The sequence below is a fragment of the Tepidiphilus margaritifer DSM 15129 genome, assembly GCF_000425565.1.
In the GTDB taxonomy this organism is placed as follows: domain Bacteria; phylum Pseudomonadota; class Gammaproteobacteria; order Burkholderiales; family Rhodocyclaceae; genus Tepidiphilus; species Tepidiphilus margaritifer.
Window position 1 is genome coordinate 387,828 of record NZ_KE384397.1, and the last position, 25,536, is coordinate 413,363.

At 62.4% G+C, this 25,536-nt stretch carries 20 protein-coding genes, 1 pseudogene and 1 riboswitch; of the genes and pseudogenes, 11 read left to right on the top strand and 10 right to left on the bottom strand.

What is annotated here, in order from left to right; genetic code table 11:
- Positions 1 to 176 precede the first annotated feature (176 nt).
- Positions 177 to 1,613: a methyl-accepting chemotaxis protein gene (locus H607_RS12715; protein WP_051240834.1), complete on the top strand. Its 1,437-nt coding sequence runs from the start codon at positions 177 to 179 to the stop codon at positions 1,611 to 1,613.
- A gap of 8 nt (positions 1,614 to 1,621) precedes the next feature.
- Here H607_RS12715 and H607_RS13720 read toward each other — a convergent pair whose 3' ends face one another.
- A complete protein-coding gene (locus H607_RS13720) occupies positions 1,622 to 3,154 on the bottom strand; it encodes a methyl-accepting chemotaxis protein (RefSeq protein WP_083962033.1) in 1,533 nt (510 codons plus the stop codon).
- A complete protein-coding gene (locus H607_RS0110590) occupies positions 3,151 to 3,702 on the bottom strand; it encodes a PAS domain-containing protein (protein ID WP_051240836.1) in 552 nt (183 codons plus the stop codon). The genes H607_RS13720 and H607_RS0110590 overlap by 4 nt, the downstream gene beginning before the upstream one ends.
- A gap of 162 nt (positions 3,703 to 3,864) precedes the next feature.
- Between H607_RS0110590 and H607_RS0110595 the strand changes: the two genes are divergently transcribed.
- Genes H607_RS0110595 through H607_RS12725 form a run of 4 tightly spaced genes read left to right on the top strand, consistent with a single transcriptional unit; the run spans position 3,865 to position 9,463 of the window.
- Positions 3,865 to 5,811, top strand: coding sequence for a hypothetical protein (locus H607_RS0110595; protein ID WP_028875414.1), 1,947 nt, complete (start codon positions 3,865 to 3,867; stop codon positions 5,809 to 5,811).
- The gene (locus H607_RS0110600) at positions 5,808 to 7,448 is read left to right on the top strand and encodes a PEP/pyruvate-binding domain-containing protein (protein WP_083962034.1); all 1,641 of its coding nucleotides are present in this window, start codon (positions 5,808 to 5,810) and stop codon (positions 7,446 to 7,448) included. Before H607_RS0110595 ends, H607_RS0110600 begins: the two co-directional genes overlap by 4 nt.
- The gene (locus H607_RS0110605) at positions 7,441 to 8,613 is read left to right on the top strand and encodes a glycosyltransferase family 4 protein (RefSeq protein ID WP_037990308.1); all 1,173 of its coding nucleotides are present in this window, start codon (positions 7,441 to 7,443) and stop codon (positions 8,611 to 8,613) included. The genes H607_RS0110600 and H607_RS0110605 overlap by 8 nt, the downstream gene beginning before the upstream one ends.
- A 10-nt stretch (positions 8,614 to 8,623) precedes the next feature.
- Positions 8,624 to 9,463: a UDP-2,3-diacylglucosamine diphosphatase gene (locus tag H607_RS12725; RefSeq protein WP_051240837.1), complete on the top strand. Its 840-nt coding sequence runs from the start codon at positions 8,624 to 8,626 to the stop codon at positions 9,461 to 9,463.
- Positions 9,464 to 9,465: 2 nt separating this feature from the next.
- On the opposite strand, the gene H607_RS0110615 is transcribed toward H607_RS12725, so the two are convergent.
- A complete protein-coding gene (locus tag H607_RS0110615; protein ID WP_211218554.1) occupies positions 9,466 to 11,250 on the bottom strand; it encodes a GGDEF domain-containing protein in 1,785 nt (594 codons plus the stop codon).
- A gap of 167 nt (positions 11,251 to 11,417) precedes the next feature.
- Between H607_RS0110615 and H607_RS12730 the strand changes: the two genes are divergently transcribed.
- From H607_RS12730 to H607_RS0110630, 3 genes are all read left to right on the top strand, one after another.
- Positions 11,418 to 12,656, top strand: a complete 1,239-nt coding sequence (locus tag H607_RS12730) for a sensor domain-containing phosphodiesterase (RefSeq protein ID WP_051240838.1) — start codon at positions 11,418 to 11,420, stop codon at positions 12,654 to 12,656.
- A gap of 83 nt (positions 12,657 to 12,739) precedes the next feature.
- A complete protein-coding gene (locus H607_RS0110625; RefSeq protein ID WP_028875418.1) occupies positions 12,740 to 14,869 on the top strand; it encodes a methyl-accepting chemotaxis protein in 2,130 nt (709 codons plus the stop codon).
- Between the two features lie 30 nt (positions 14,870 to 14,899).
- Positions 14,900 to 15,643 carry a glutamine amidotransferase gene (locus H607_RS0110630; protein ID WP_051240839.1) on the top strand — a complete coding sequence of 248 codons (744 nt, stop codon included), beginning with the start codon at positions 14,900 to 14,902 and terminating at the stop codon, positions 15,641 to 15,643.
- 19 nt (positions 15,644 to 15,662) lie between these two features.
- Here H607_RS0110630 and H607_RS0110635 read toward each other — a convergent pair whose 3' ends face one another.
- Positions 15,663 to 16,019 carry a hypothetical protein gene (locus tag H607_RS0110635; protein WP_028875420.1) on the bottom strand — a complete coding sequence of 119 codons (357 nt, stop codon included), beginning with the start codon at positions 16,017 to 16,019 and terminating at the stop codon, positions 15,663 to 15,665.
- 39 nt (positions 16,020 to 16,058) lie between these two features.
- Positions 16,059 to 17,225: a porin gene (locus H607_RS0110640; protein WP_037990310.1), complete on the bottom strand. Its 1,167-nt coding sequence runs from the start codon at positions 17,223 to 17,225 to the stop codon at positions 16,059 to 16,061.
- A 353-nt stretch (positions 17,226 to 17,578) separates the two neighbouring features.
- On the opposite strand from H607_RS0110640, the gene glnK reads away from it, so the two are divergent.
- Together glnK and H607_RS0110650 are read left to right on the top strand one after the other, a co-directional pair.
- Positions 17,579 to 17,917 (top strand): P-II family nitrogen regulator, encoded by a 339-nt coding sequence (gene glnK, locus H607_RS0110645; protein ID WP_028875422.1) that lies wholly within the window; start codon positions 17,579 to 17,581, stop codon positions 17,915 to 17,917.
- Positions 17,918 to 17,940: 23 nt separating this feature from the next.
- A complete protein-coding gene (locus H607_RS0110650; protein WP_245563184.1) occupies positions 17,941 to 19,281 on the top strand; it encodes an ammonium transporter in 1,341 nt (446 codons plus the stop codon).
- 164 nt (positions 19,282 to 19,445) lie between these two features.
- Here H607_RS0110650 and H607_RS13215 read toward each other — a convergent pair.
- A pseudogene (locus H607_RS13215) lies at positions 19,446 to 19,646 on the bottom strand (1,4-dihydroxy-2-naphthoyl-CoA synthase); the annotation flags it as partial.
- A gap of 104 nt (positions 19,647 to 19,750) precedes the next feature.
- On the opposite strand from H607_RS13215, the gene H607_RS13825 reads away from it, so the two are divergent.
- Complete coding sequence (locus tag H607_RS13825; RefSeq protein WP_028875424.1) at positions 19,751 to 19,969, top strand: response regulator; 219 nt, start codon at positions 19,751 to 19,753, stop codon at positions 19,967 to 19,969.
- On the opposite strand, the gene H607_RS0110675 is transcribed toward H607_RS13825, so the two are convergent.
- From H607_RS0110675 to H607_RS13220, 4 genes are all read right to left on the bottom strand, one after another.
- The gene (locus tag H607_RS0110675; protein ID WP_037990311.1) at positions 19,929 to 21,017 is read right to left on the bottom strand and encodes a ribonucleotide-diphosphate reductase subunit beta; all 1,089 of its coding nucleotides are present in this window, start codon (positions 21,015 to 21,017) and stop codon (positions 19,929 to 19,931) included. The two genes, H607_RS13825 and H607_RS0110675, sit on opposite strands and share 41 nt — an antisense overlap.
- On the bottom strand, positions 21,014 to 23,746 hold the full coding sequence (locus H607_RS12735; protein ID WP_037990313.1) for a ribonucleoside-diphosphate reductase subunit alpha: 2,733 nt from the start codon (positions 23,744 to 23,746) through the stop codon (positions 21,014 to 21,016). Before H607_RS12735 ends, H607_RS0110675 begins: the two co-directional genes overlap by 4 nt.
- 143 nt (positions 23,747 to 23,889) lie before the next feature.
- Positions 23,890 to 24,092: riboswitch (cobalamin riboswitch) on the bottom strand.
- 114 nt (positions 24,093 to 24,206) lie between these two features.
- Entirely contained in the window at positions 24,207 to 24,656 is a 450-nt protein-coding gene (locus H607_RS13430) for a GNAT family N-acetyltransferase (protein WP_157381299.1), read from the bottom strand.
- A complete protein-coding gene (locus tag H607_RS13220) occupies positions 24,649 to 25,407 on the bottom strand; it encodes an acyl-CoA thioesterase (protein ID WP_211218556.1) in 759 nt (252 codons plus the stop codon). Before H607_RS13220 ends, H607_RS13430 begins: the two co-directional genes overlap by 8 nt.
- Between the last annotated feature and the right edge of the window lie 129 nt (positions 25,408 to 25,536).

The following is a 25,536-nucleotide window of genomic DNA, read 5'->3' on the forward strand; positions in this document are numbered from 1 at the left end:
AATACAAATTGGTCGTTGCATTCGTTTCCTTGGCGGTCCTTATTTTCATCTCGATCGTCATCAATGCGTACAACCTGAATTCGCTGAAAGAGACGACGAAAGCGGTAGACCGATGGCACAAAATAATATCGATGCTCATTCAAGCACAAGAATCGTTCGTCAAGATAGACGGGAGCATGAACAGTTATGCTCTGTCGGCGAATCCGAAGTTTGCCGAGATCGTGCACTATGAGGAGAAAAACCTGCTTGAGCGTTTGCGCGGCATAGAATCGATGCTCGAAGAGGAAGAAAAGAAAAAAGAAATCGGGCAAATCCTGTCGATGTTCGAGGAGTGGCGCAGGATTACCTTGCAGCGGTTTTTCGCTTTGCAGCGTGACGTCGAGGAAGAAAAGATTCCGCTCGCGCAGCTGCAGTCATTTGTCAGGAATAACCAGGAAGATGCGGAGAAAAATCAGATCGTCAGTCTCTTCATGGGGTTGATCGAAGATCAGCAGGCTTCGTTGAACAAGAAACTCGAGGAGTTGGATAGAGATACGGCAAGGACGAACGCTTGCCTCTATCTGGACGGGGCGATCGCCCTTGCCGTGGCGATCTGGTTGGCTCTGGCATTGGCACGCCACATCGGCAATCGTCTCGGTATTGCCCTGAGGGCGGTACAGGCGACTGCGACCGGCGATTTGTCCGTACCCATCGAAGTCCGCGGTGTGGATGAAATCGGGAAGATGTTGCAGGCAGTGGCGGCCATGCAGGAATCCCTGCGCGGCATGATCGGCGACATTCAGGGGAATACGGAACGCCTTTCGCAAGCCGCGCGGGTGTTGGCAGAGGTGTCCGGCGAGGTCGATCGGGCCGTCAGTGAGCAGCACGACGCGTCGGCGACGATGGCTGCGGCGGTGCAAACGCTCACCGTCAGCATCGACGAGGTCACGAGGAATGCCGAGGAGGCGAGCACCGTGGCGCGCGCATCGGGGGAGATCGCCCAGGAGGGGAGCGAGGTGGTACGTCGTACCGTCGAGAGCATCCGCACGATCGCCGAGCGGGTGAAGGAGGCTGCCCGGGACATCGCGCACCTGGAGGAGCATGCGGAGGGGATTGCGTCGATCGTGGGCGTGATCGAGGGCATCGCGGAGCAGACGAACCTCCTTGCGCTCAACGCCGCGATCGAGGCCGCGCGTGCCGGGCAATACGGGCGCGGTTTTGCCGTGGTGGCCGACGAGGTACGCAAGCTCGCCGAACGGACGACTTCGTCGACGACGGAGATCATCGCCATGGTGTCCCGGATCCAGGAGGGGACGAAACAGGCCGTCTGCGCCATGGAGACGAGCGTGGCCGAGGTCGAGCAGGGCGTGCGATTCGCCAACGCCGCTGGCGAATCGATCGAGCGCATCGCGACGGGTTCGAGCCAGGTGATCGCCTACGCGGGTCACATTTCAGAAGCGCTCAAAGAGCAATCGCAGGCCAGCAATCAGGTGGCGAACGAGGTCGAGACCATCGTGCAAATGGCCGACAAGAACCAGGAGGCGGTCGAACGCGTGGGAGCCGCCGTCGGCCTCGTCGAGGAATCCCTGCGGGCGCTGAGCTTGGCCGTCGGGCGTTTTCGTTTGGGTTCTTGAGCTGCGCTTTACCTTGCCTTGGAAGTGGCGGTGGGTAGGGCATTGACGTTGTCCTTGCCATGCTTCTCTTTCACGAGCTCGCCGAGCAGGCGAAAGATTTCGGTACTGGCGGTTTCCGCCCGTTGCAGGTGATCGAGAATCCGCTCAAGAATGCTTTCGTCGTTCTTCCAGTCGTCGCGTGAGGCTTCGACCGCGGCGCGGACGGCGGCATGCACTTCGCGGTGCGGGGTTTCGAGTTTGGGCCAGGAGGGCAGTCTGGAGAAGGTCTGTCGTCCCAGCCCCTCGTAATACCATTGGCCGAGCCGACAGTGCTGGTGATCGGTCTGGATGGCGGTGGTGGCTTCCTGGTCTTCTGGGTGCTCGGCGGCGACATACGCCCGCTGCATGTAGATGAGGTGGTCGAGTTTTGCCAGCGAGGTAAAGGCGAGATCTTTCACGTGATCGACCATCAGCATGGTCTCGCCGGCGGAGCGGGCCATGTCGGCGAAATCGTGCCTGAAGGCGTCGACGGAATCCGAGATGGTGCGGGTTTTCGCCCTCAGGCTGGCGCTCTTTTGTACCATCATCAGGATGCGCTGCTGCAGGTCGGCCACGACATTCGAGACTTCCGTGGTGGCGGTACGGGTGTGCTCGGCGAGCTTGCGTACTTCATCGGCCACCACGGCGAAGCCGCGCCCCACTTCGCCGGCGCGTGCGGCCTCGATCGCCGCGTTGAGCGCGAGGAGGTTGGTTTGTTCGGTGATGTCGTCGATGAGATCGACGGTGTGACCGATCGCCATGCCGGCTTTTTCGAGCGACAGGCTCATTTCGCCCAGCGATTCCATCTCGTGGTCGATGGCCGTGAATTCGTCGGCGATTTTCCGGCTGGTGCCGAGATTTTCTTCGGCGTTTTTCCGGTTGTGTTCGGCGAGACGGTACAGCTCGTCCATTTTCCTGCTCACTTCCATCAGATCGTCCTGGTTGCTGGCGAGCTTGGGGATGAGGTTGGCGAGATTGAGGTGATGCAGGGCGCTGCTGAGCCGGCTCTGGGCCGCGAGTTCATTGACCTGCCGCATCGTGTGTTGCGCTGCCTGCAGGGAGTCGAGGGAACGTCCCATCTCGCCGGGCAGGGCGTCGGCGAACACGGGGCGGGCGAAGTCTTTGCGGGCGGCGCGTCCGGCGCTGGCGGTGGTATCGCGGACGTGAATCTCGACCGCGTCGAGGAACTCGTTGAAGCGCCACAGGGTGGCAGCGCAGGGACCGCAGACGTCGGGATCGGTGATGCGGGCACCGAGCGTACCCTTTTTGAGCCGTTCGAGCGTCTCGTCGAGCAGGGCGAGCGCCGTCAGCGCACTTTCCCGACGGCGGGCATAGAAGAAGAGGAACACGGCAGCCAACAGCGGCTGGACCACGGCGATCAGGAGCTGTCCCCGGGGCAGCGAGGAGGCGAGGCTCAGGGGCAGGAGGATGAGCAGGAGCAGTGCCGCGGGTCGCAGGGCTTGGATGGCGAAGCGGGGCGAACCCGCCGTGACGGGGATTTTCCGGAGTCCGGCATCCATCATGCAGCCCTCGCAGTATTGGGTCGCTGGAGATCCAGGAGACGGAAGACCCACCGCTCGTAGCCGCGATGGAGGTCCCCGAGGCGGCGTTCGAGCCAGGCGAGGGAGCTCGCCGCGGCAGCGCCATGTTTCGCCTCATGTTCGATGCGGCGCATCTCGCCGTAGAGGGTCTCGATTTCGGAAAGGGCGAATCGCGGCGACGGGCGGTAGATGGCGTGGTAGCCGTGCAGCTCGTCTCCGTTGCGATCGGGCATGAGCTGGGCAAAACTCCAGAAGAAGTCCCCGCGTGCCGTCAGATTCTTGAGGAAACCGAACCATTCCTGGCCTTGTTCGAGGTGCCGCCACAGGTGGCTGAAAATCCCTTTGGGCATGTCGGGGTGGCGCAGGGCGGAGTGCTTGCGCCCGAGCAGTTCTTTCAGGCGATAGCCGGTGAAGTGCAGGAAAGCGGGATTGCAGTAGGTGATTCGCCCGTTGGGGTCGGTCTTGCAGACGAGCAGGCGGTCGCCGGGAATGAGGATTTCATGGGGTGGAACGGGGGAAGGGTGCTTCATGGTCGTTTCCTCCACGACAAAGACCCGTATGCACGATAGAGGAGATCCGTTTCATCCCTGTGACAAAGGGGGAATTGATTTCACCTGCATCGTCGCGCCGTCATCGTCGCGCAATCTTTCCGCGTCAGACTTGGAACATCTTGGTGGTAGTGGGGGACGAGGATGCGCAAGGAAGAGGCGGTGGCCGCGCTGGGGCAGCGCTCTTTGCTCTTGCCCGGTTGGGTCCGGGCGGCGCTGGAGGCGAACGACCGGCTCAAACTGTATCTGTCGCTGCTGCAGGAGGCGGCAAGGCACGCTGCCGATCCTCAGGTGGCGGTGACGGATTGGTCGGCCGAGTTCGCCCGGGCGGGGGTGAGGGAGACGGGGTGGCTGCAGGAACTGGTGCGCAGCGCCTATTTCGACGATGGGGTGTTGATGCTGCGCCACCTCGATCGTTGGCGTGAGGCGGTGGCGACCGACCTGCAGACGATGGCGCGCCCCGTGTGCGAGGCCGACCACCCGGCGCCGGCCGATCTGGTAGCGCGGCGTGATGCCTGGCTCGAGTTCCTGCGCGGGCTCGATCCGCAGGAGGGGCTGGAGCCCGAGCAGCTCACCGCCTTGACGCACGGCGAGCGTGAGCGCGGCGACAGCCTGCATCTTCTGGTGATGGACTTGCACAAGGCGCTCAATGCGCTGGCGCGAGAGATCGCCACCGAGGAGCTCGACGGGGCCCACGTCTGGGGGCTCGCGCCCGAGGATCGGCCGCTCGTGCGTGCTTTCATGCGCGGGTTGCGTCGCACCGCGCCGCTCAAATTCTCTCACCCGGGGCTGGACACGGCGGCGACCCGCGACGGGACGCGCCTGCTCATCCAGAACGACATCGGCACGAACGACGTGCATGTGCTGGTGGTGACGGTGGAGGAGCGGGAGATTCGCTTGACCTATTCGGATCTGCATCGGGGGCGTTTCCGGTTCTTCCAGCGTTTGCTGGAGGAAATCGGTTTCACTTGGACGGTGCAGACGTCCGCCGCCGGTTCCGGCTTGAACGAAGGGCGGCCTTACGTGGTGGGGGAGGCGGTGTTTCGCGGACAGGATCGCGCCGCGCTCGAGGCGGCGCTGGAAGCGTTGGGCGCGAAGATCGTGTTCGTGATCGACTGGAACCGGGCGCGCAAGCGGCTACAGCAGTTCGTCGGCAAGGAAGCGGCGCGGGCGTTGCTCTACCGCGCGGCCAAGGAGGAGTGCGGGCACATGGGTTGGCTGCTGGCCGGCGGCGAGCGCCTGGTGTTTTCGGCCATGCAGTCGGTCGATGGCGAAGCCTTTCGCATCGGTGAGCGGCTCGACGAGGTGCTGGGGCCGCAGGCGGCGAGCGAGTATCTCTTCGCCCTGCTGCGCGTGTCGACCCGGATGCTGCTCGAACGTCAGCCGCCCGATCTGGTCGCCGACGAGGCGCGCATCCTGCTCGCCCGTCTGCTGCGGCAGCGTACTTTCGAACTGGATCTGCTCGCCGAGCATGCGGCGTACACCCACGCCATTGCCCGCGAGGTCTGCGCCGCCCTGGAGGAGGCCGACCCCGCGGCGCTCGAAGCGCAGGGGCAGCGCGGCAAGCAGTGGGAGCGAGAGGCCGATCACCTCCTGATGCAGGCGCGCGAGCGGGCGGAGCAGCACGCGCGCTGGCAGCCGCTGGTGCGCTTGATGGAGCATGCCGACGACGTGGCCGATGCGCTCGAGGAGGCGCTCTTCCTGCATACCTTGCTCTTCGTGGAGCCCCTGGCCGGACTTTCGCCGGGGGCGAGGGAGCCTTTGATCCGGCTGGCGGACATGACGCTGGCGGCGATCCAGGACTTGGTGCGTGCGGTCGAGATTGCCCGTTCGATGAGCGTGCAGGGCGAGGCCGAGGATGGGGACGCGTTTCTGCAGACGCTGTGGCGCATCCTGCGTGCCGAGCGGCTGTGCGACCAGCTCGCGCGCGAGGCGTATCGCGCCATCGTCGCGACCATGGCCGGGACGCCCACGGGAGCGCAGATCGCCGCGCAGATGGCGGCCGCGGTGGAGAAAGCATCCGACGGACTGCTCGCCGTGGGGTATGCCTTGCGCCAGAGGGTGATGGCGCGCACGGGGGTGACGTCATGAGCGTGCGTCATTGGGCCGAGGCGTGTTACCTCATCGCCGGTCGCGACGAGCTGGAGACGTTGCCGCGCAAGGCGCATCCTCCGCAGAGCGAGGGCGCGTTGCGGCTCGGCAACAAGGCGTGGAACCTGTGGCGGATGGCGCAAGCCGGCTTGCGCGTGCCGCCGGCGTTGGTGCTGGGCACCCTCTACGCGCACCGGCCGGTGTCCGATTGGGACGAGGCGCTCTTCTCCGCGGGGCTGCCGGAGTTGGAGCGGATCACCGGCCGGCGTCTGGGGGATGCGCGTCGTCCCTTGCTCGTGTCGGTGCGCTCGGGAGCGCCGGTGTCGATGCCGGGGATGATGGAGACGGTGCTCGACGTGGGGTTGTGCGACGAGACGGTACCGGGAATGTTGCGCCTGACCGGCAATCCGCGGCTGGTGTGGGATTCGTACCGGCGGTTGGTGGCGGGCTATGGCGAGGTGGTGGCCGGCATCGATCCGGGGGTGTTCGAGGCGGCGCTTGCCGAGCTCGCCCAAGGGCAGGAGGAGCAGACGCTCGCGTTCGATGCTTTGCGCACCCTCACGCGCCGTTATCTGGAATGCTACCGCGAACAGGCGGGCGAACCCTTCCCGCAATCGGTGCGGGTGCAACTGCGCGAGTCGGTGCGGGCGGTGTTTGCTTCGTGGAGCGCGCCCAAGGCCGTGGATTACCGGCGGCATCAGGGGATCGACGATGCGCTGGGCACGGCGGTGACGATCCAGCAGATGGTTTTCGGCAACGCGGATCGGCGCTCGGGGGCCGGGGTGGGATTCACGCGCGACCCCACCGACGGCACGCCACGGCCGTGGGTGGATTTCCTCTTCGAGGCACAGGGCGAGGACGTGGTTTCGGGCAGACGCAGCGCCGTGGGACATGAGCGACTGGCAGCTCGTCTGCCCCAGGTGTGGGCGGAACTGGGCGAGGGCGCAGCGAGGCTGGAGCGGCTGTTCGCCGACATGCAGGATTTCGAATTCACGGTGGAGGAGGGCACGCTCTTCTGGCTGCAGGCGCGCGCGGGCAAGCGCACGCCGCGGGCGGCCGCGCGCATCGCCCTCGACCTGCTCGCGGAAGGAGTGATCGATGCACGCACCGCTTGGGAGCGGACGCGCGACATCGCCTTGGAGGAACTGGCGACGGTGTGCCTGGCTACCGCCGAGGGCGAGGTGCCGCAGCGGCTCGGGAGCGGGATCCCGGCTTCGCCCGGCATCGCCGGTGGCGAGCTTGCGCTCGATGCCGAACGGGTGGCAGCGCGGGTGGCGGAGGGAGCCAAGGTCATCCTGGTGCGCCAGGACGCCGAGACGGCCGACGTCGCGGCGCTGCGTCAGGCCGAGGGGTTGCTCACGCGGCGCGGGGCGCGCACCTCGCACGCTGCGGTGGTCGCACGCCAGATGGGCAAGGTGTGCGTGCTCGGCTGCGAGACCTTGACGATCCTGCCCGAGCAGCGCGCCGTGCGTTTCGGCGAGCGGGTCGTGGCCGAGGGGGAGACGATTACGCTCGATGGCAACGAGGGCGGCGTCTATGCCGGTCTGGTGCGCACGCAGACCGTGCCCGATGCGGCGCTGCAAGCGCAGATCATGGCGCTGCGGGCGCGCTTTGGCGGGGAGGGGCAGGATGCCTGAGCGCCGGTTGCGTCTGGCCGTGGTCACCGAGACCCATCCGCCCGAGATCAACGGGGTGGCACGGACCGTGGGGCGGATGCTGCAGGAGGCGCTTGCCGCCGGGTACGAGCTCGAAGTGGTGCGGCCGCATCAGGGCGAGGAAGCGCATGAAGTGCCGGCGGGCGTGGAGACGGTACGGGTGCGCGCGATCGCCCTGCCGCGCTATCCGGGCTTGCGCATGGGCTGGCCGGCCCATGAGCGGCTCGTGCGCCGCTGGCGGGAACGTCGCCCGGATCTGGTCCATCTGGTCACCGAAGGGCCGCTGGGTCTGGCAGCGCTGCTGGCGGCGCGCCGTCTGGGCATTCCGCTCACTTCGGCCTTGCACACCAATTTCGACGCCTATGGGGCGCATTACGGCCTGGGTTGGCTGCGCGGTGCGATCGCGGCGTATCTGCGCGCCTTCCACAACGCCACGGCGCTCACGTTCGTGCCGACGCGGCGCCAGAGCGAATCCTTGCGGGCCCAAGGCTATCGCCGCGTCGAGGTGCTCGCACGGGGCGTCGATACGGCGCTCTTCACGCCTGCACGGCGCGATCCGTCGCTGCGGGCGCAGTGGGGCGTTGGGGAAGAAGGAGTGGCGGTGCTCTACGTCGGACGTCTCGCGCCGGAGAAGAATCTCGGTCTGCTCGCGCGGGCGTTTCGCGCCCTTGCCGGGCAGCAGCCCCGGGCGAAACTCGTCGTGGTCGGCGACGGGCCGCTCGCTGCGCGCTGGCGCCGCGAACATCCGGAATTCGTCTTCTGCGGCCCGCGCCGGGGCGAGGATCTGGCGGCGCACTACGCTTCGGCCGATCTCTTCCTCTTTCCGAGCCTGACCGAGACGTTCGGCAACGTCGTGCTCGAGGCGATGGCGAGCGGTCTGCCCGTGGTGGGCTACGACGAGGCGGCCGTGGCCGAATGCATTGAAGATGGGGTCAATGGCCTTTCCTGCCCACCGGGCGACGAGGAGGCGTTCATCACGCAGGCGTGCCGGCTGGCGACGGATGCGTCGCTGCGACTGCGCTTGGGTATTGCGGCGCGGGCTTCGGCATCCGAACGTTCCTGGCCGGACATTTTTCGCAGGGCGGAAACCGCGATTCACGACGTTTTGCGCGCGGCGGGGGAGCCGATCCTCTGCCGGGCCCCCTAGGAGGTTGGCGATGCCAGCGGTTCGTTCCGTTTTTCTCTCGGACATCCATCTCGGGACGCGCGCCTGCAAGGCCGAACTCCTGATCGATTTCCTGCGCGAATATCCGGCGCAGTACCTCTATCTCGTCGGCGACATCGTCGATTTCTGGGCGATGCGCCGTGGCATCCACTGGAGCGCGGCGCAGAATACCGTAGTGCAGAAGATTCTGCGGCGGGCGCGGCATGGCGAACGGGTGATTTTCATTCCGGGCAACCACGACGAGGCCCTGCGCGATTACGTGGGCGCTTCCTTCGGCGACATCACGCTGCACGCCGAGTACGTGCACGAGACGGCCGACGGCCGGCGGTTTCTGCTCATCCACGGCGACGAGTTCGACGAGGTAACGCGCCATCACCGCTGGGTGGCCCTGCTCGGGGACGCCGCCTACGGCGCGCTCGTGCGCGCCAACGTCGTCTGGGCCTGGGTTCGCCGCCAGATGGGGCGGCCGGGCTATTGGTCGCTCGCCGGTCACGTCAAGCGCAAGGTGAAGAAAGCCCTGGAGTTCAGGTACGGCTTCGAAGACGCGGTGATGCGCAGCGTGCGCGAGCGGGGTCTGGACGGAGTCATCTGCGGCCACATCCACTGGGCGGCGATCAAGGAGGTGGAAGAGCTGCTCTATGTCAATTGCGGCGACTGGGTGGATTCCTGCACGGCCATCGTCGAGCATGCCGACGGCCGGTTGGAGCTGGTGGATTGGCACCGGGAGATCGCTCCGCCGCAACCGCCCCAGGCGCCGCGCCGATCGCTCGAGCCCCTACCGCCCGAGGTCGAACTCGCCGATGTGCTCCATCGTGCCGACGGCATCCTGTGAGGTCACGCCCCCCGGCGACGTTCGACGAAGAGCGAGCTGCCGGGTGTCTTCTTCGCCATTTTCTTCGCCACCGAGGCGGCCTCGGCCACGGCGTGGTAACTCTCGTAGCGCTGCGGCTCGTCGATGACGGCGGCGCCGACCGACAAGGCGCACAGCGGAAAGAAGACCGTGCGCCCTTGTCGATCTTCGGCCTCGATGCCGCCGCGGGCGCGGTCTTCGGGACGGTAGAACTCGGGGATGCGGGCGTCGAACGCGCGCAGCAGCACCTCGGTGCGATCCTGCCAGTCGGGGCTGCCCCAGAGTACGATGAAGTCGTCCCCGCCGATATGGCCGACGAAATCCCTGGCCGGATCGGTGTGCTCACGCAGCAGCTCGCCTACCAGGCGCAGGATGTCGTCGCCCCGGCGAAAGCCATAGACGTCGTTGTACGGTTTGAAGTGGTCGAGATCGAGGTAGGCAGCCACGAACGGCTCGCCGCGTTTGAGCCGGGTGTCGATCTCCCGCTGGATGGGGACGTTACCGGGCAGGTTGGTGAGCGGATTGGCATGGCGGGCGGACTCGAGCTGCAGGCGGGTGATCTCGCGCAGCAGCGCGTGCCCGTTGCCCAGACCAAGGTAGCGGCCGGCATCGGTGATGATGAACCCCTGAACCAGGTGTTTGGCATCGAGCTGGGTGATGAGATCCGACAGTTGCTGCAGGCTCATGCGCCGGTCGATCACCAGGGCGTTGCGATCGAGGTACATGGTGCAGGGGCGATGTCCGTAGAGCTCGCGCCGGTAGGGGCGGGCATAGGCATCCATGAAGTGGTTGCGCGCGATGAGCCCCAGCGGCACGCCGTCCGCGACCACCGGTTGGGCATAGAGCTCGGGGTCGTGTTCGAAGCGGGCGAAGACTTCCTCGTTCGTCGTCTCCGGTGCCAGCGGGGCAACGTAGTGCACGAGCGAGGCGACGCTCGCCTCCGTGCCTGCCGGCACGCGGAGGTCGGGTTCCTGCCCGGAGCGGAAATGCGCTGGTTCAGGCCGATACCCGGGCCGGGGCTCGGGGCGTCCGAAGAGATAACCCTGGCCGAGGGAAATGCCGCATTCGCGCACCACCGCGAGTTCGGCCGGGGTCTCGATGCCTTCGGCGATCACCCGGGTGCGACTGTTGCGCGCGATGCGTGCGATCGATTCCAGGAATTGCCACTTGATCGGGTCGGCGTGCGCCCCTTGCACGAAGTGCTTGTCGATCTTGACGAAATCCGGTTCGAGCTCCGACCACAGCCGCAGCGAGGAAAATCCTTCGCCCAGGTCGTCGATGGCGATAGCAAAGCCGAGGCTGCGATAGTGCTCGACGGCGCGGCGCAATTGCGCGTAGTCCAGACCCGGCGTCGCCTCCGTGAGTTCGATCACCACCTCGCGCGGCGATAGCCCCGCGCGCTCGATCCAGGAGAGCGTGCGGCTCTGGTCACCGGGCTGGACCACCATCGCGCCGGGGTCGACGTTGAGCAGCAGTTTCCCTTCGCCCTCCTGGGCGGCAAAGGCGGTGATCACCGTCTCGCGGCACAGATATTCGAGCTCACTCAAGCGCCCCAGGCGGCGTGCCGCATCGAAAAGCACCAGGGGAGCGTGCAGGGAACTGTCGCCAGGACCGCGGATGAGCCCTTCGAAACCGAAGAGCGCACCGTCTTCGAGCGCAATCACGGGCTGGAAACGCGCCGTCAGGCGCCGTTCCTGCAACAGGCGTTCCAGCTCTGGGAGAACGTCGGCGGGATAGGGCGGACACATGATTTCGGTTCGGGGATCCATGGAACAATTTCGCCACGACAAGGGGCGCATAGGTTGGCATTGTAGGTGCGTCGTGTGACGGGGTTGTGACGCCCGTTCGACCGGATCCACCGTTCTTGGCACGATCATTGCTTACTCCGTGAATGAGAGTGAATCCGCCGCATTGGGTGGCGGGAATCGGAGGATGTATGAGGTATGAGCACGAGGCACCGGAATGTTCCGAATTGTCGGTGCGCTGGTACCGTCATCCCGAGGATACGACCCTCGGTTACCGCGACTGGCGGCTCATGAGCCATTTCCAGCCGATCTTCAGCATCGCGCACGGGCGCCTCGTCGGGCTGGAGGCTCTGCTGAGGCCCCGGCATGCCGACGAAGACGTGTCTGCGCTGCACTTCTTTTCCCTGACCCTGTCTCCGGAAGAACTCGCCTGGCGTGACCGGCTTGCCCGTCGCTTGCATTACGAGAACTTCCGGCCACTGTCGGGCGACGATCTGTGGCTTTTCGTCAATCGGGTTCCGCTGGCGGATATCGCGGCAGAAGACGAATTGCCGCCCGGGCTCGATCCGCACCAGGTCGTGATCGAGCTCACCGAGGGCGAGAGCACCGATTCCGGGTTGCTGCGTGAGCTCGTGGCCCGCTATCGGGCGCTCGGCCATTTGGTCGCGCTCGACGACTTCGGCGCCCGTCACTCGAACCTCGACCGGCTCTTCACGCTCGCGCCGGACATCGTCAAGCTCGATCGCAAGCTGATCCTGCTCGCCGACGAGGACGTGCGGGTGCGCCGCAGTCTCCATCGGTTGGTGGCGCTCATCCGTGACACGGGTGCCCTGGTGCTCTTCGAGGGAGTGGAAACCGCAGCCCAGGCCTGGCTTGCCGTGGAGGCCGAGGCCGATCTCGTGCAGGGATTTCACTACGCCCGGCCGCAGCCGCGCGCCTTCGCCCTCAAGAGCACTTGGGGTGCGCGGGAGAAACTGCACGGCCCGCTGCGGGCGCATCCCCGGCGCCAACACACCCGCCGACTGCCCGAAGACCTCGACCGAATCTTTCGGCAGACGCTGCGCCGTGTCGCCCTGGGCGAGACTTTCCCTCGAGCGAGCGCCGAGTTGATCGCTCGTCCCGAGGTCTATCGCGCCTATCTGCTCGACGCGCACGGCCGCCAGCTCGGGCACAGCGCCTCGCGCGTGCCGCTGACGCAGCTGCGCTACCTGCCGCTGGCCGACGGCGCCGGCGCCTTATGGAGCGCCCGGCCGTATTTCCGCCGCGCCATCGCCATGCCCGGGCGAATCCACCTGACCGACCCTTACCTCTCGGTACCCGACGGTACCTGGGTACGCACCCTTTCCGCCACGGCCCACGGCGAGGCCGGCAGCTTCGTCGTCTGCGCCGACCTGGCCGCCGACGCCCTTGATCCGGAGAACGCACCATGATTGCCCAAACTTTGAACTCATCGAACCATTTTGGTGCAAACTCCTGGCCGACCCATCCTCGCGGCGAGCTCGCGAGCCGACGCATGGCGCTCACCCCCGCCGAGCGGCGCTGGCTGCCCTGGTTCGGACGCACCGGCAAGCTCGCCATGGGCTGGGCCTGCTGGCTCAACCGCCACCGCTATCCGGCGATCGAACGCACCTTTGAGAGCATCGCCGCCACCCGCGTGCGCCTGCTCGAAGACTGGACGCGGACGCAGTGGGAACACCTCGCCGACCTTGCCCAAATCTACGCCGGCCGGTTCGATGAACCGCTCGATCCCGAACCCTTGCGCCAGAAACGGCTGCTCGCTACTGATTGCTCCGAACTCTTCGTCATCGATCCGGCGGGGCGGGTGCTCGCCTCGACTGCCTCGCAGCACGTCGGCAAGCAGGATCTGTCCGAGAGAGCCGTCGCTGCCGGGCTGCGCGGCCCCTTTCTGCACGGACCCTACGCCGATCCCCTCACCGAGGCGCTGGGACCGACCACTTCCCGTTTTCACGACGAAGTCACGCTAATGTTTTACCACCCTGTCGTGCGCGACGGCGTGACGCTCGGCTGCGTCTGTGCCCGTGTGCCCAACGACGTGATCGGGGATCTCATCCAGCGCGAGGCCGGACACGTCTACCGCGACTCGGGCGACAACTACCTCTTCATGGTCGAATCGCGCTTCGACCCGACGATCGCCCCGGGCACGGCCCTGTCGCGTTCGCGCTTCGAAGATGAAACCTTCACCCTCGGTGACAATCTCAAGCGCGGCGTCGCCACCCCCTACGGCACCGTGCGCGTGCAGCGGCATACCGAGCTCGAGCTGCGCTTCGTCGACCCGGCCACGGGGCAACTGCACCCCGGCGTGCGCGAGACGATTCGCTGCGGCGAAAACCTCTTCGTCACCTATCCCGGTTATCCGGACTATCGTCACATCCCGGTGATCGGCAAGGGAGTCACGTTTCAGCTACCCGGTTCGCCCGATCGCTGGGGGATGATGTGCGAGGCCGATCTCGAAGAGGTCTATCGTCACCGGCCGCTGGGGTTTCAGCTCACGCGCGACTTCCTGCTGCTTGTGGGTTTTTGCGCGCTGTCATCGGGGGCACTCGCTCTCTATGCCGCACCTCCGGCGCCTACGGGGGTGCTGACGATGGCCGCCTTGCTGCTCCTTGGCTATGCACCGCTGCTGCAGCGCCGCGTGCGGGCGTTCACCGCCCGGCTCGACGCGATGGCCGAGACGATGCGCTCGCTCGCCGAAGGCGAGGCGAACCTCACCCAGCGCTTCGATCGCCGCCTGCTCGCCGAAGACGAGAGCGGCGAACTCGGGCGCTGGATCGACAGTTTCATCGATTCGCTCGACGGCACCTTGGGGCAGGTGGTACGCACCACCGACGAGGTACGCCAGACGCACGGCGAAATGATCGAAAAGAACACCGCGGCTGCCGGTACGGCCAATGAGCTGCTCACCGAGGTGCAGCGTCTGCTCGACTCGCTCGGCGCGCAGCTTGCCGAGATCGACACGGCCACCCACACCGCCGAGGAAGTGCGCAGCGCGCTCGGCGCGGTGGTGGAGAACGCCCAAACCCAGTTTCAGACGGTACGCACCCAGACCCAAGCGATCCGCGATTCGATCGATACCGCCAGCCGTACCATCCAGGCGCTCAATCAGCGCACCGAGGAAATCGGCGACATCGTGGCCGTGATCAGCGATATCGCCGCCCAGACGAACTTGCTCGCGCTCAATGCGGCGATCGAAGCGGCACGCGCCGGCGAGCATGGACGCGGTTTCGCCGTGGTGGCCGACGAGGTGCGCAAGCTGGCGCAACGCACGGCCAGCGCCACCGGCGACATCCGCGGCAAGATCGAAGGGATCCAGCACGGCGCACGCGAGGCGGTCGCGATCATGGAATCGGGCGTGGCCGACGTCGAGAACGGTCTGCGGCTTGCCGAAGAAGCCGTCTCCGAGCAGGGCGAGGTGCACGAACTCGCCGAACGACTGCTGGGCGTGATCGAGCGCGTGGCCGATCGCAGCCGCGCGAACGGGGCCGTGATGCAGCGCGTGGCGGCGATCGCCGATGGCGTGCGTGCCTCCTTGGCGGCAGTTGCGGCGAGCGTCGACCGCGTCAAGCACGCCGCCGGCAAACTGGGCGCGTCGATGCGACGTTTCCGCGTGACGGGCGCTCGTTGAGCGCCGGCGAGTTCCCTCAGGAGAATGAACATGACCCAGAACGAATCCACCGCACGACAGGCCCCGCCGCTTGCCGTGGCGCTACGACACGTCGCGTACGAGGATTTGGGCCTGCTTGAGCCTTGGCTCGTGTGGCGCGGCTGGCAGGTGCGCTACGTCGATGCCGGGCTCGATGCGCTCCACGGCTGGGATGCGCTGGCGCCCGAACTGCTCATCGTATTGGGTGGCCCCTTGGGTGCCGAGGACGACGTGGACTTTCCTTTCCTTACCGAAGAAGTGGGGATCCTGCGCGCGCGGATCGCGGCGGGTCGCCCGACGCTGGGCATCTGCCTCGGAGCGCAACTCATGGCCCGCACCCTAGGGGCCCGGGTGCGCCCCATGGGAACGAAAGAGCTGGGCTATTTCCCGCTCGAACTCACCCCGGCGGCGGCCGGAACCCCCATCGCCCGGATCGGCGCACAGCCCGTACTGCACTGGCACGGGGATTTCTTCGACTTGCCCGACGGCGTGCAGAACCTCGCACGAACGCCGTTGTGTCCGCACCAAGCATTCATGGCGGGGGAGCACGCCATGGCCTGGCAATTCCACCTCGAAGTCGATCCTTCTCGGCTCGAGCGCTGGCTCATCGGCAACATCGACGAGATCCGCGCCTGCGGCCTGCGCCCGGACGCGCTGCGCATCCAGGCGCGGGCGAACGAGGCGGGATTGCGGCGGGCGGTCGCAGCGGTGATGGAGGCGTGGTTCACACGACTGAAGCAAGTCCGAATTTTTTAGCTGGTGGACACGTCGAGCCTCAACCGCCACGAGCACCAAAGCGATAGGAACGCCCAGAGGAAGAATTTTCTTCGACGGATCGATTTATATCCGTTTGACGCGAATCCTGGGATGCTTTCGACAACAAAATTGCCCGAAGTTGTATGATGATCGAAATAAGATCCTCGTCTTCCGCCATGTCCTCGATGTCCTTGAGTGCATCGAGTGCGCGCTGTGGGTCACTTTGTAACGGCGTCAGATCGATGTTGCGACCTAGCTGGCGCCGCACCATGAGTTTGAGTCGCGCCATCAAGCGGATGACTTCGGAATTGGTCTCGATCATTTTATTCCCTTCCCGCTCATAACCATTGATCGAATAGGCCGGCAGGAATGTCATTGAAGCCAATCCTGCCGGTCGATCGGGAGTCATCACGATTTAGAATGTATGCGACATGCCTACGAAAAAGAGGTCGGTGTCGCCCACTTTGCTCGCATCGGCGTGGCCATTGAACGAAGAGTCGGTTTGTCCCAAATTCAAAGCCTCTTTCCAAGTCAAATTGTCATAGTCGATTTTGGTGTAACCAAGGTAGAGCGTCGTTCGTTTCGAGAGATCTTGGGTGTAAGCAATGGTGAAGGATTTCGGTTTCGCTTCGTGATCGATGAAATCCTGTGCCCGGTCGATCTTTTCTCCGGCATAGGCGAGACGTATGGTACCCGGACCGATCGGCACGACGACGCCGATTTGCCACAGATTGACGTCCATGCCGTCGATGCCGAGTATGTCCCGTCCCTGCTGATACGAGCCGGCCAGTGTCGCAATTCCAAAATCATAGGATGCACCGAGGAACCACTCTTTCTGCGTCTTGTCGCCGCCAGCGAAGCCATCGCCAACGTTTTGTTTGCTGTATTTAATACCATGGTATATGGCACCGATCTTCAATGGGCCATTGTCATAACGTAGTGCCAAGCCATATTTGTCGTCATCGGTGTAATCTACGCGAGTGCCATTCAGATTGCGGCCCGAATCGCTCTCGCGATTTCCCGCGGAGTAAATGGCGTTAACGGTCAGGGTTTGGAAAGTCCCGTTGTAAGTGATCGAGTTGTTCCAGCGCGCAGGTGAATTTGGGGTGATCGTGAGATTACCGAGCAGCGACAGCCAATCCTGAGGACTGGGGACCATTGCAATGAGAGCATCGTAGGGATCGACGAAATAGCCTGGGGCGTATTGACGACCCAGGGCGACCTGGCCAAAGGATCCCTTGAGGCCGACATAGGCTTGACGGGTGAAGGTTTGGCTGCCTCCATTGTAATAGTCATCGGCATTTGACATGCCAGAAGATTTTCCTGTGTCGATATTCACTCCTTCTTCGAGCACGAATACGGCTTTCAGGCCATTGCCCAAATCTTCTTCACCTTGAAATCCAATGCGACTTCCATTGATCCCGCCATCATCGACGCCAGCCGTGTCGTCCCCCATCCATTTGCCGTACTTTACATAGGCATCTGCTACGCCATAGAGCTGTATGTTCGACTGGGCCCACCCTGGAGCAGCGATCAATCCGGCAAGGGATACGGCTACGGCCTTTTTCTTTGAAATTATCATGTCGTTCACCTTTCGTTTTTTCGGGTAAAAAGGAGGGGTTTCTCGAGCCATTTATGCAATTAAAAATTTTTATCGCATAGCTAAATCTCTCCGGCTGTAAGTCACCATGCCATATCAGCAAGTTTTGTGCCAATCGATGGGCGAGTCGCACGAATCCTTCGTTTGAGAGCATTCGAGACAAAAAGCTACGATTTCCTCTGTGGTGGCGAGATACCAACTCGGTGCATTTTTCCTTCCCGTTGTACTTTGTTGGTGCAAAAAGGGAGGGATACGTGGGGAGATCCAGAGGCGTCGCAGTTGGCACGATCCGTGCTAATCGGAGGGTGGGGGCATACCCGCTACGGAGAAGGAACATGAAATTCGTCATGGCGATCATCAAGCCGTTCAAGCTCGACGAGGTGCGCGAGGCGCTCTCGGAGAACGGGGTGCAGGGGCTCACGGTGAGCGAGGTCAAGGGGTTCGGGCGGCAGAAGGGGCACACGGAGCTCTACCGCGGTGCCGAGTACGTGGTCGATTTCCTGCCCAAGGTGAAGCTCGAAGTGGCCATCCCGGACGAGCTGCTCGAGCAGGTGCTCGAGGCGATCGAGAAGTCCGCTTTCACCGGCAAGGTGGGTGACGGGAAGATCTTCGTCTTCGATCTCGCGGAGGCGGTTCGCATCCGCACCGGCGAGACCGGAACGGCGGCGTTGTGACCCGGACGATGAGGAGAATCATCATGATGAAGAAGAAGGGGTTTGGCGGGATCGGCTCCCTAGCGGCTCTGGCGACGGTCTCCCTGCCTTCGTGGGCGCAGGACGCGGCGAGCGCCGCGGCACCGGTGGTGCATCGCGGCGACGTCGCCTGGATGATGACGGCCACGCTCTTGGTGCTGATGATGATCGTGCCGGGGCTAGCGCTCTTCTACGGCGGCATGGTACGGGCGAAGAACGTGCTCTCCGTGCTGATGCAGGTGTTGATGGTGACTTCGCTGGTGCTCGTGCTGTGGGCCTGCTACGGCTACAGTCTGGCGTTCACCGAAGCTCGGCCCTGGCTCGGATCGTTTGCCAAGGTGTTCCTCAGTGGCGTCACGCCCGACAGCCTCGCCGATACCTTTACCGCGGAGGTGAAACTGCCGGAATACGTCTTCATCGCTTTCCAGGGGACGTTCGCCGCCATCACCTGCGCGCTGGTGATCGGGGCCTTTGCCGAGCGGATCAGGTTTGCCGCGGTGATGGTCTTCATGGTGCTGTGGTTCACCTTCTCCTACCTGCCGATCGCGCACATGGTCTGGGGGCCGGGCGGCTGGCTGTTGGGTGCGGGAGCGATCGACTTCGCCGGCGGCACGGTGGTGCACATCAACGCCGGCGTGGCGGGGCTCGTGGGGGCGCTGCTCGTGGGCAAGCGCATCGGCTATGGCCGTGAGGCGCTCGCGCCGCACTCCCTGCCGCTCACCATGGTGGGTGCCTCGCTCCTGTGGGTGGGCTGGTTCGGTTTCAACGCCGGTTCCAACCTCGAGGCGACCTCGGGGGCGGCGCTCGCCTTCCTCAACACGCTCTTTGCCACGGCGGCGGCGGTACTCTCCTGGAGCGCGGCCGAGGCGCTCGTCAAGGGCAAGCCTTCCCTGCTCGGGGCGGCTTCGGGTGCGGTAGCCGGGCTCGTGGTGATCACCCCGGCCTGCGGCACGGTGGGTCCGATCGGTTCGATCGTGATGGGCTTGATCGGCGGCGTGGCCGGTCTGTGGGGCGTGAGCGCCCTCAAGCGCTGGCACGGCATCGACGATTCGCTGGATGCCTTCGGCGTGCATGGGGTGTGCGGCATCGTGGGGGCGCTGCTCACCGCGGTCTTCACTTCGCCGGCCCTGGGCGGCACGGGCAACGGCAAGGCGGATTTCTCCGTGGCGCATCAGCTGTGGGTGCAGTTCTGGGGCGTGCTCACCACCGTCGTGGTGAGCGCCGTCGTGGCCTTCCTCGCCTACAAGATCGCCGGTGCGCTCACCGGGGGCCTGCGCGTGAGCGAGGAGGAAGAGCGCGAGGGGCTGGACGTGGCCACCCACGGCGAGACGGCCTATCGCCTGTAAAAGTCTCCTCTCCGACGGCGTTTCCCGTCGTTGCCCCCGGTGATGAACCGGGGGTTTTTCTTGGGGGTTAGTCGTAGATTTTCCTGTCCGGATCAGATACGAAACGCGCGAGCGTGTTGAGCAGCAGCGTCACGGTCTCCTCGTTCCGGATCATCGACGTGTCCTCATTTGACGTATTTGCGGAAATCGGGTTTGCGTTTTTCCTGGAACGCGCGCACGCCCTCGGCCGATTCCGGCGTCTCGTAGTAGAGGCGCAATGCTTGCATCGCTAGCGCTCCCATGCCGCGGATCATCTCGGTGTCGACGTTGAACGACTTCTTCGCCAGCGCGATCGCGGTCGGGCTCTTCTCCAGGATCGACCGGCAGGCCAGGTAAGCCGGAAAGTCCTTGTCGGGAATCGATTGTCACGAAAACGTCACCATTCCGCGATATAATGGCAATATGTTGCTCGCGGGCATGGGGAGGAGTGATGACGGTCAACGTGTTGGTGGTCGAGGACGAGCCGGCGATCCTGGAGTTGATTGCGGTGAATCTGGAACAGGCGGGATTGCACGTGCTGCGCGCGGCCGCCACCCAGACCAAGGTGGCAGCCGTCGTTGGTGATGATAGGCAAGTGTATCGAAAGATGATTTGTGGTTCGTGCTCCCTTACTCCCACGCTAGCACACCGCCGGTCTGATATTCGGTGACGCGCGTTTCGAAGAAATTCTTTTCCTTGCGCAGATTCACTTGCTCATCGAGCCAGGGAAGCACGTTGGGCGCTCCGGGCCAGGGCTCTGGAAGCCCCATCTGTCGTGCCCGGCGATTGGCGATGAAGCGAAACTGGCTGATATGTAGTTCCGCCGAATAGCCGAGAATCGGTTCGCGTAAAATATAATTAGCATATGTGGACTCCGCTGCCTCACATTCTTGCCACATCGTAGTAACCGCATCGGGATCGAGCAAGAGTTTTTCCTCGTCAATCAACTGGCGCAGCAATCGCAAGCCAAAGCCGCAGTGAAGCACTTCGTCACGCATGATGTATTGCAGCTGCTCGGCAGTGCCCTTCATCAGGCCGCGTCGCTGCAGGGCGAAGATTGGCGAGAATCCATTGTAAAACCAGCAACCCTCGAACACGGCAGCGAAGAAAAGATAGGACATCGCAAATTCATGTAAATTGGCGCGGTTGGTAAGGTCGAAATCCGAGCGGAGGATGCGTTCCAGTCGGCGGTTGGCAATCACGATTTTGGCGTATATTTCTGGTACGACGCGGTAACGGTTGTAGATTTCCGCTTGGTCGAGATTCAGTGTTTCGATGCAGTGTTGGTAGGTCCAAGTGTGCAGAGCTTCCTCGTATACTTGCCGCGCCTGGTATATCTGAAGTTCCGGCGCAGTCATTTTTTCCATCACGGCGAGGCCGATATTGCGCATTGCCAGGATGTCGGAGGTGGTGAGGTAGGCGAGCACATTTTCGAAGACGTGCCGTTCGGATGGCGTGAGTCTGTGATGGTAGTCATGCACGTCCTGTGCCATGTTGATTTCTAGCGGTGTCCAGTGGTTGCGGTTGGCCTTGAGGAACCATTCCCATGCCCATGGATATTTGAATGGCGCCAGTTGATTGATATCCGTTGCTCCATTGACGATGCGCTTGTCGCTTGCGCGTACAGGTGCCGCAGGCCACATTGCCACTGATGGCGATATGGGGGTAGTTGTGGTGGCGGGGGTGATCTCTTCGTCCCAGATCAGACGCTCATTCATTGGCAAGCCTCACAGTCCGGATCGTCAATATGACATGTTTTTGGCATTGTTTCGCTGCGTTCGGTATCGACTGTCTTCTCGACTTGTGAGGCGCCGAGTGTACGCAGATAGTAGGTGGTCTTGAGACCACGTTGCCAGGCTAACTTATAGGTTTCATCCAATTTGCGCCCAGACGGTTGGGCGAGGTAGATATTCAGGGATTGCGCTTGATCGATCCATTTTTGCCGCCGCGCGGCAGCCTCGACCAGCCATATCGGATCGATTTCGAAAGCCGTAGCGTAAATTCGTTTCAGCGATTCTGGTACGTGTTCAATCTTGGCCAGCGAACCATCGAAGTACTTGAGATCGGCCACCATCACCTCATCCCATAGATTGAGCGCCTTGAGTTCGCGAGCCAGCATCTCGTTGATTACGATGAATTCACCCGAAAGATTCGACTTGACGTAGAGGTTTTGATAAATTGGTTCGATGGAGGCTGAAACGCCAACGATGTTGGAAATGGTCGCCGTTGGCGCAATGGCAATGCAATTGGAATTGCGCATGCCATGCTGCTGAATACGGGCACGCAGTAACTCCCAATCGAGTGTCGTCGACAAATCGAGCCCGGTCGGCATTCCACGTTCCTCGGCCAAACGTGCTACGGTATCGAGCGGAAGAATGCCTCGCGACCAGTCGCTTCCTTGGTAAGAGGGATATCTACCGCGCTCCTCGGCGAGCTCGGAAGAAGCCCAATAAGCGTAATAGCAAACGGCCTCCATCGAGCGATCGGCAAACTCGAGCGCCTCGGCACTTGCATAAGGGATATGCAGTCTGGCTAAGCAATCGGCGAATCCCATGATACCCAGCCCTACTGGCCGATGGCGTAGGTTCGCATTTTTTGCTTTTTGGCTTGCGTAATAATTGATATCGATGACGTTGTCGAGCATGCGCATGGCTATACGTACCGTGCGCTGCAGTTTGCGGTGATCAAGCCGTAGTTCTCCTTCGATGTTCTCGAGATGCGAGACGAGATTAACCGAACCAAGATTGCAGACGGCCGTTTCCGTTTCCGAGGTATTCAATGTGATCTCCGTGCATAGATTCGAGCTATGCACCACTCCGGCGTGACGTTGAGGCGATCGAATGTTGCAGGCATCCTTGAAAGTAAGCCACGGGTGTCCTGTTTCGAACAGCATGGTTAGCATTTTGCGCCATAGCTGTACCGCAGAAACTTTCTTGAAAAGTTTGATTTCGCCACGTGCCGCCTTTGTTTCATACTCAATATAAGCTTGCTCGAAATCACGTCCATAGCGTTCGTGCAGGTCTGGCACATCAGATGGTGAGAACAATGTCCATTCGCCGCCTTCCATGACCCGTTTCATGAACAGATCGGGAATCCAGTGTGCGGTATTCATGTCATGGCAGCGTCGGCGCTCGTCGCCGGTGTTCTTGCGCAGTTCGATGAATTCCTCGATATCGAGGTGCCAGGTTTCGAGATAAACGCAGACGGCGCCTTTACGCTTGCCACCCTGATTGACCGCGACTGCGGTGTCATTGACGACTTTGAGGAAAGGAATCACGCCTTGGCTCTTGCCATTCGTGCCCTTGATGTGGCTTCCTAGCGCGCGCACAGGTGTCCAATCATTTCCCAAGCCCCCTGCATACTTCTGGAGCAAAGCGTTCTCTTTGATTGCCGAGAAGATTCCATCAAGATCATCGCTGACTGTAGTAAGATAACACGACGAGAGTTGAGGATGACGTGTGCCGCTATTGAATAGCGTTGGCGTCGAAGACATGAAGTCGAAACTGGAGAGCAGATCATAGAACTCTATGGCGCGTACATCCCGTTCGACCTCATTGAGTGCAAGCCCCATCGCTACACGCATGAAGAAGACTTGTGGCGTTTCGATGCGCCGCCCGTCGATGTGTAGGAAATAACGATCGTAGAGCGTTTGTAGGCCAAGATAGCCGAATTGCAGATCGCGTTCAGGCTTCAATGCAGCGGCAAGACGGGGAAGGTCGAATTCAGCAAGGCGGACATCGAGCAGCTCGGCCTCGATGCCACGCTTGATGTAATGTGGAAAATAGTCGCTTTGCGAGGAGAATGTGCCGCCGAGTACCTCGTGCTCGAGGAGCCGCAGATGCAGGCGCGCGGCGACATGGCTATAGGAGGGATCTCGCTCGATCAAGATACGTGCGGCGAGGATCAAAGCATGGTCGAGTTCTTCTACCGGCATGCCATCGTAGAGATTGCGCCAGGTTTGATCGACGACCAGTGCTGCTGAAACATCAGTTATTCCCTTGCACGCTGCCTCGACGCGAGTCAGTAACTCGCCACGCTCAAGCGGTCGCCGCGCTCCGCGCTCGAGGATTTCGATGCGAGGCGCGTCGGCTTGTTGCTCTCGAGCTGCGCGCCGCGCCGCTGCACGTTGCTCTCGATAAAGCACGTAGGCTTTGGCAACGTCATGGCAGCCTTCGCGCATTAGCGCAAGTTCGACTTGATCCTGGATGTCCTCGATATGCACCACCCCGCCATCGGGCAGGCGCCGCGTGACTGCGCGCAATACGGTCTGTGTCAGGCGGGCAACGATCTCGCGCACACGGTTTGACGCCCCAGCCTCGCTACCTTCGACAGCGATGAAAGCCTTGGTGATGGCAATAGCGATCTTTTCCGGGTTGAAAGCGACAACTTCGCCGGTGCGTCGAATGACCTGGAATTGAGCCAATCCCAGGTTGGGCGAACGATCCATGGACTATCTCCTCGTTTCGAATATCGAATGAAAAGCAAAGCGGGGAGATGCCGGATCACTGAAGACGATCCACGGGAACGCGCAATGAATGAAGTTGGAGGTCGTCATACATTTGCTCGTGTCAGGTCACCCCGCCTGAATGTCGAAAAGCAATCGTCGCGGCAGGTCTCCTGGCTCTCAGGTCATCGTCCGGCACAGCCTTCCCAGAAAAATCCAGTGGCATGTCGTGCGCCAGACTCGCTGATCACAGTTGCGGGGGCAGCTCCGGAGTTCCGGCATGTTGTTGGCCGGGCACCGGATTCCCTTTTCATCCCCTTTCGGGGAACCGACGACTCACACAGTCTAAAGGAGCAAGTAGGGGACTGTCAACCCAATGGCACTATATGTAGTGTAATAAACCAATAAAAAATAGCATATTTAGTATATTTGACGATTGGCTGTTTAATTCAAGAGGATGTTTTCATGAAATTGTGATTTTGATGATCACGCGTGGATCGACGGTTTGAAACGAATACGGCAGATTTAGTCTGTTTGCGATGCGCAGGGTTGCAGGGTGACCATGAATGCAGGCAAAGTTGGCAATGCCCTGGCTAGTGACATTTCGAGCGGCGCATTCAAACAGTGTCCGGGCAATGCCCTGGTATCGCCAATGGGCAGCAACGCTGAGCGATAGCTCCGCCAGAACACCTTGACTTCGACCAATATGTGCAAGCCCCACCAAATGGCTCGAGTCCTCGATTCCAAGTAGAAGATCACGCTCGAAATCCAGGCGTGCGACCAAGGCACGAATACCTTCATCACGAATCAGCGAGCCAAAGCGCGCATAGCGGTCCTCGGCGTCCAGTGCGAGCAGGTGGTGCAGTATCACGCCACGCGAGGATTCGCCGAGGTGCTTGATTCCTTCAATCATGGCGCTCGATCGCATGTAACGGCATGGGTCGGCCAAGCTCATCTATGGCGACGAAGACTAAGCTGGCCGTCGTGCAGCGACGCCGTTCGCCGGTTTCCGGCATTTCGGCATCCATTTCCGCCGTTACGGTCAATGACGTTTTTCCAATACCGGTGACCCGTGCTACGATTTCGACGATCTCTCCTACGCGTGCCGGTGCAACAAAAGATACCTCTTTGCTAGCAGCCATCACCAAGGACTTGCGTGCATGACGGGTGGCGGCGGCAAATCCGGCCTTGGCGATCCATTCCATCGCCGGGCCGCCATGCAGGATGCCTCGATGGTTAGCATGCCCGGGGAAGACGATTTCAGCGACGCGCACATCTCCGTCATATTCATCATGTACTGGCGCGGTTGGTGAAGGATGGTTGCTTGCCGCCATCACAAATTGGCCGGAAAGGCAAAGGACACGCTGTCCGGTCAGCAAGTTTTCCGTATACAAATGAGCGTCGATCGTTACGGAGCGACGGCCAATGTGGTGGATGTGCCCGACACAGTCGGTCAGCCAGCCGGCCTGTGCAGGCGCATGGAATTGGAGACGATGGACTGCCGCGGTGACGAGGGGGCTGCGCATCGCCTTGCTGCCGAGGATGAAGGCCAGCTTGTCGAGCATGGCGAGCGCCGCTCCGCCGAACAGAGTGCCATGATGATTGCATTGGTCGGGTAGCACCATGTCTACAAGAGACAGGTTGGGCGCGATGGAGGTATGCATGGAAAGGCTCCGAAAGAAAGGAGGGGCGGAGCCTTTGCATCCAGACGGCGTGCGGACATATTCCGAGCGCCTGGGCGACGGAAGAATGTCTTTGCAGCTATGATCGGATGACTATGAGATTGCATTGCT

What these genes read in the sequence shown, in the direction of transcription:
- H607_RS12715 (WP_051240834.1), top strand. Translation starts at nt 177, where the DNA reads ATGAACAGTTATGCTCTGTCGGCGAATCCGAAGTTTGCCGAGATCGTG.
- H607_RS13720 (WP_083962033.1), bottom strand. Translation starts at nt 3,154, where the DNA reads ATGATGGATGCCGGACTCCGGAAAATCCCCGTCACGGCGGGTTCGCCC.
- H607_RS0110590 (WP_051240836.1), bottom strand. Translation starts at nt 3,702, where the DNA reads ATGAAGCACCCTTCCCCCGTTCCACCCCATGAAATCCTCATTCCCGGC.
- H607_RS0110595 (WP_028875414.1), top strand. Translation starts at nt 3,865, where the DNA reads ATGCGCAAGGAAGAGGCGGTGGCCGCGCTGGGGCAGCGCTCTTTGCTC.
- H607_RS0110600 (WP_083962034.1), top strand. Translation starts at nt 5,808, where the DNA reads ATGAGCGTGCGTCATTGGGCCGAGGCGTGTTACCTCATCGCCGGTCGC.
- H607_RS0110605 (WP_037990308.1), top strand. Translation starts at nt 7,441, where the DNA reads ATGCCTGAGCGCCGGTTGCGTCTGGCCGTGGTCACCGAGACCCATCCG.
- H607_RS12725 (WP_051240837.1), top strand. Translation starts at nt 8,624, where the DNA reads ATGCCAGCGGTTCGTTCCGTTTTTCTCTCGGACATCCATCTCGGGACG.
- H607_RS0110615 (WP_211218554.1), bottom strand. Translation starts at nt 11,250, where the DNA reads ATGGATCCCCGAACCGAAATCATGTGTCCGCCCTATCCCGCCGACGTT.
- H607_RS12730 (WP_051240838.1), top strand. Translation starts at nt 11,418, where the DNA reads ATGAGGTATGAGCACGAGGCACCGGAATGTTCCGAATTGTCGGTGCGC.
- H607_RS0110625 (WP_028875418.1), top strand. Translation starts at nt 12,740, where the DNA reads ATGGCGCTCACCCCCGCCGAGCGGCGCTGGCTGCCCTGGTTCGGACGC.
- H607_RS0110630 (WP_051240839.1), top strand. Translation starts at nt 14,900, where the DNA reads ATGACCCAGAACGAATCCACCGCACGACAGGCCCCGCCGCTTGCCGTG.
- H607_RS0110635 (WP_028875420.1), bottom strand. Translation starts at nt 16,019, where the DNA reads ATGACATTCCTGCCGGCCTATTCGATCAATGGTTATGAGCGGGAAGGG.
- H607_RS0110640 (WP_037990310.1), bottom strand. Translation starts at nt 17,225, where the DNA reads ATGATAATTTCAAAGAAAAAGGCCGTAGCCGTATCCCTTGCCGGATTG.
- glnK (WP_028875422.1), top strand. Translation starts at nt 17,579, where the DNA reads ATGAAATTCGTCATGGCGATCATCAAGCCGTTCAAGCTCGACGAGGTG.
- H607_RS0110650 (WP_245563184.1), top strand. Translation starts at nt 17,941, where the DNA reads ATGATGAAGAAGAAGGGGTTTGGCGGGATCGGCTCCCTAGCGGCTCTG.
- H607_RS13825 (WP_028875424.1), top strand. Translation starts at nt 19,751, where the DNA reads ATGACGGTCAACGTGTTGGTGGTCGAGGACGAGCCGGCGATCCTGGAG.
- H607_RS0110675 (WP_037990311.1), bottom strand. Translation starts at nt 21,017, where the DNA reads ATGAATGAGCGTCTGATCTGGGACGAAGAGATCACCCCCGCCACCACA.
- H607_RS12735 (WP_037990313.1), bottom strand. Translation starts at nt 23,746, where the DNA reads ATGGATCGTTCGCCCAACCTGGGATTGGCTCAATTCCAGGTCATTCGA.
- H607_RS13430 (WP_157381299.1), bottom strand. Translation starts at nt 24,656, where the DNA reads ATGATTGAAGGAATCAAGCACCTCGGCGAATCCTCGCGTGGCGTGATA.
- H607_RS13220 (WP_211218556.1), bottom strand. Translation starts at nt 25,407, where the DNA reads ATGCATACCTCCATCGCGCCCAACCTGTCTCTTGTAGACATGGTGCTA.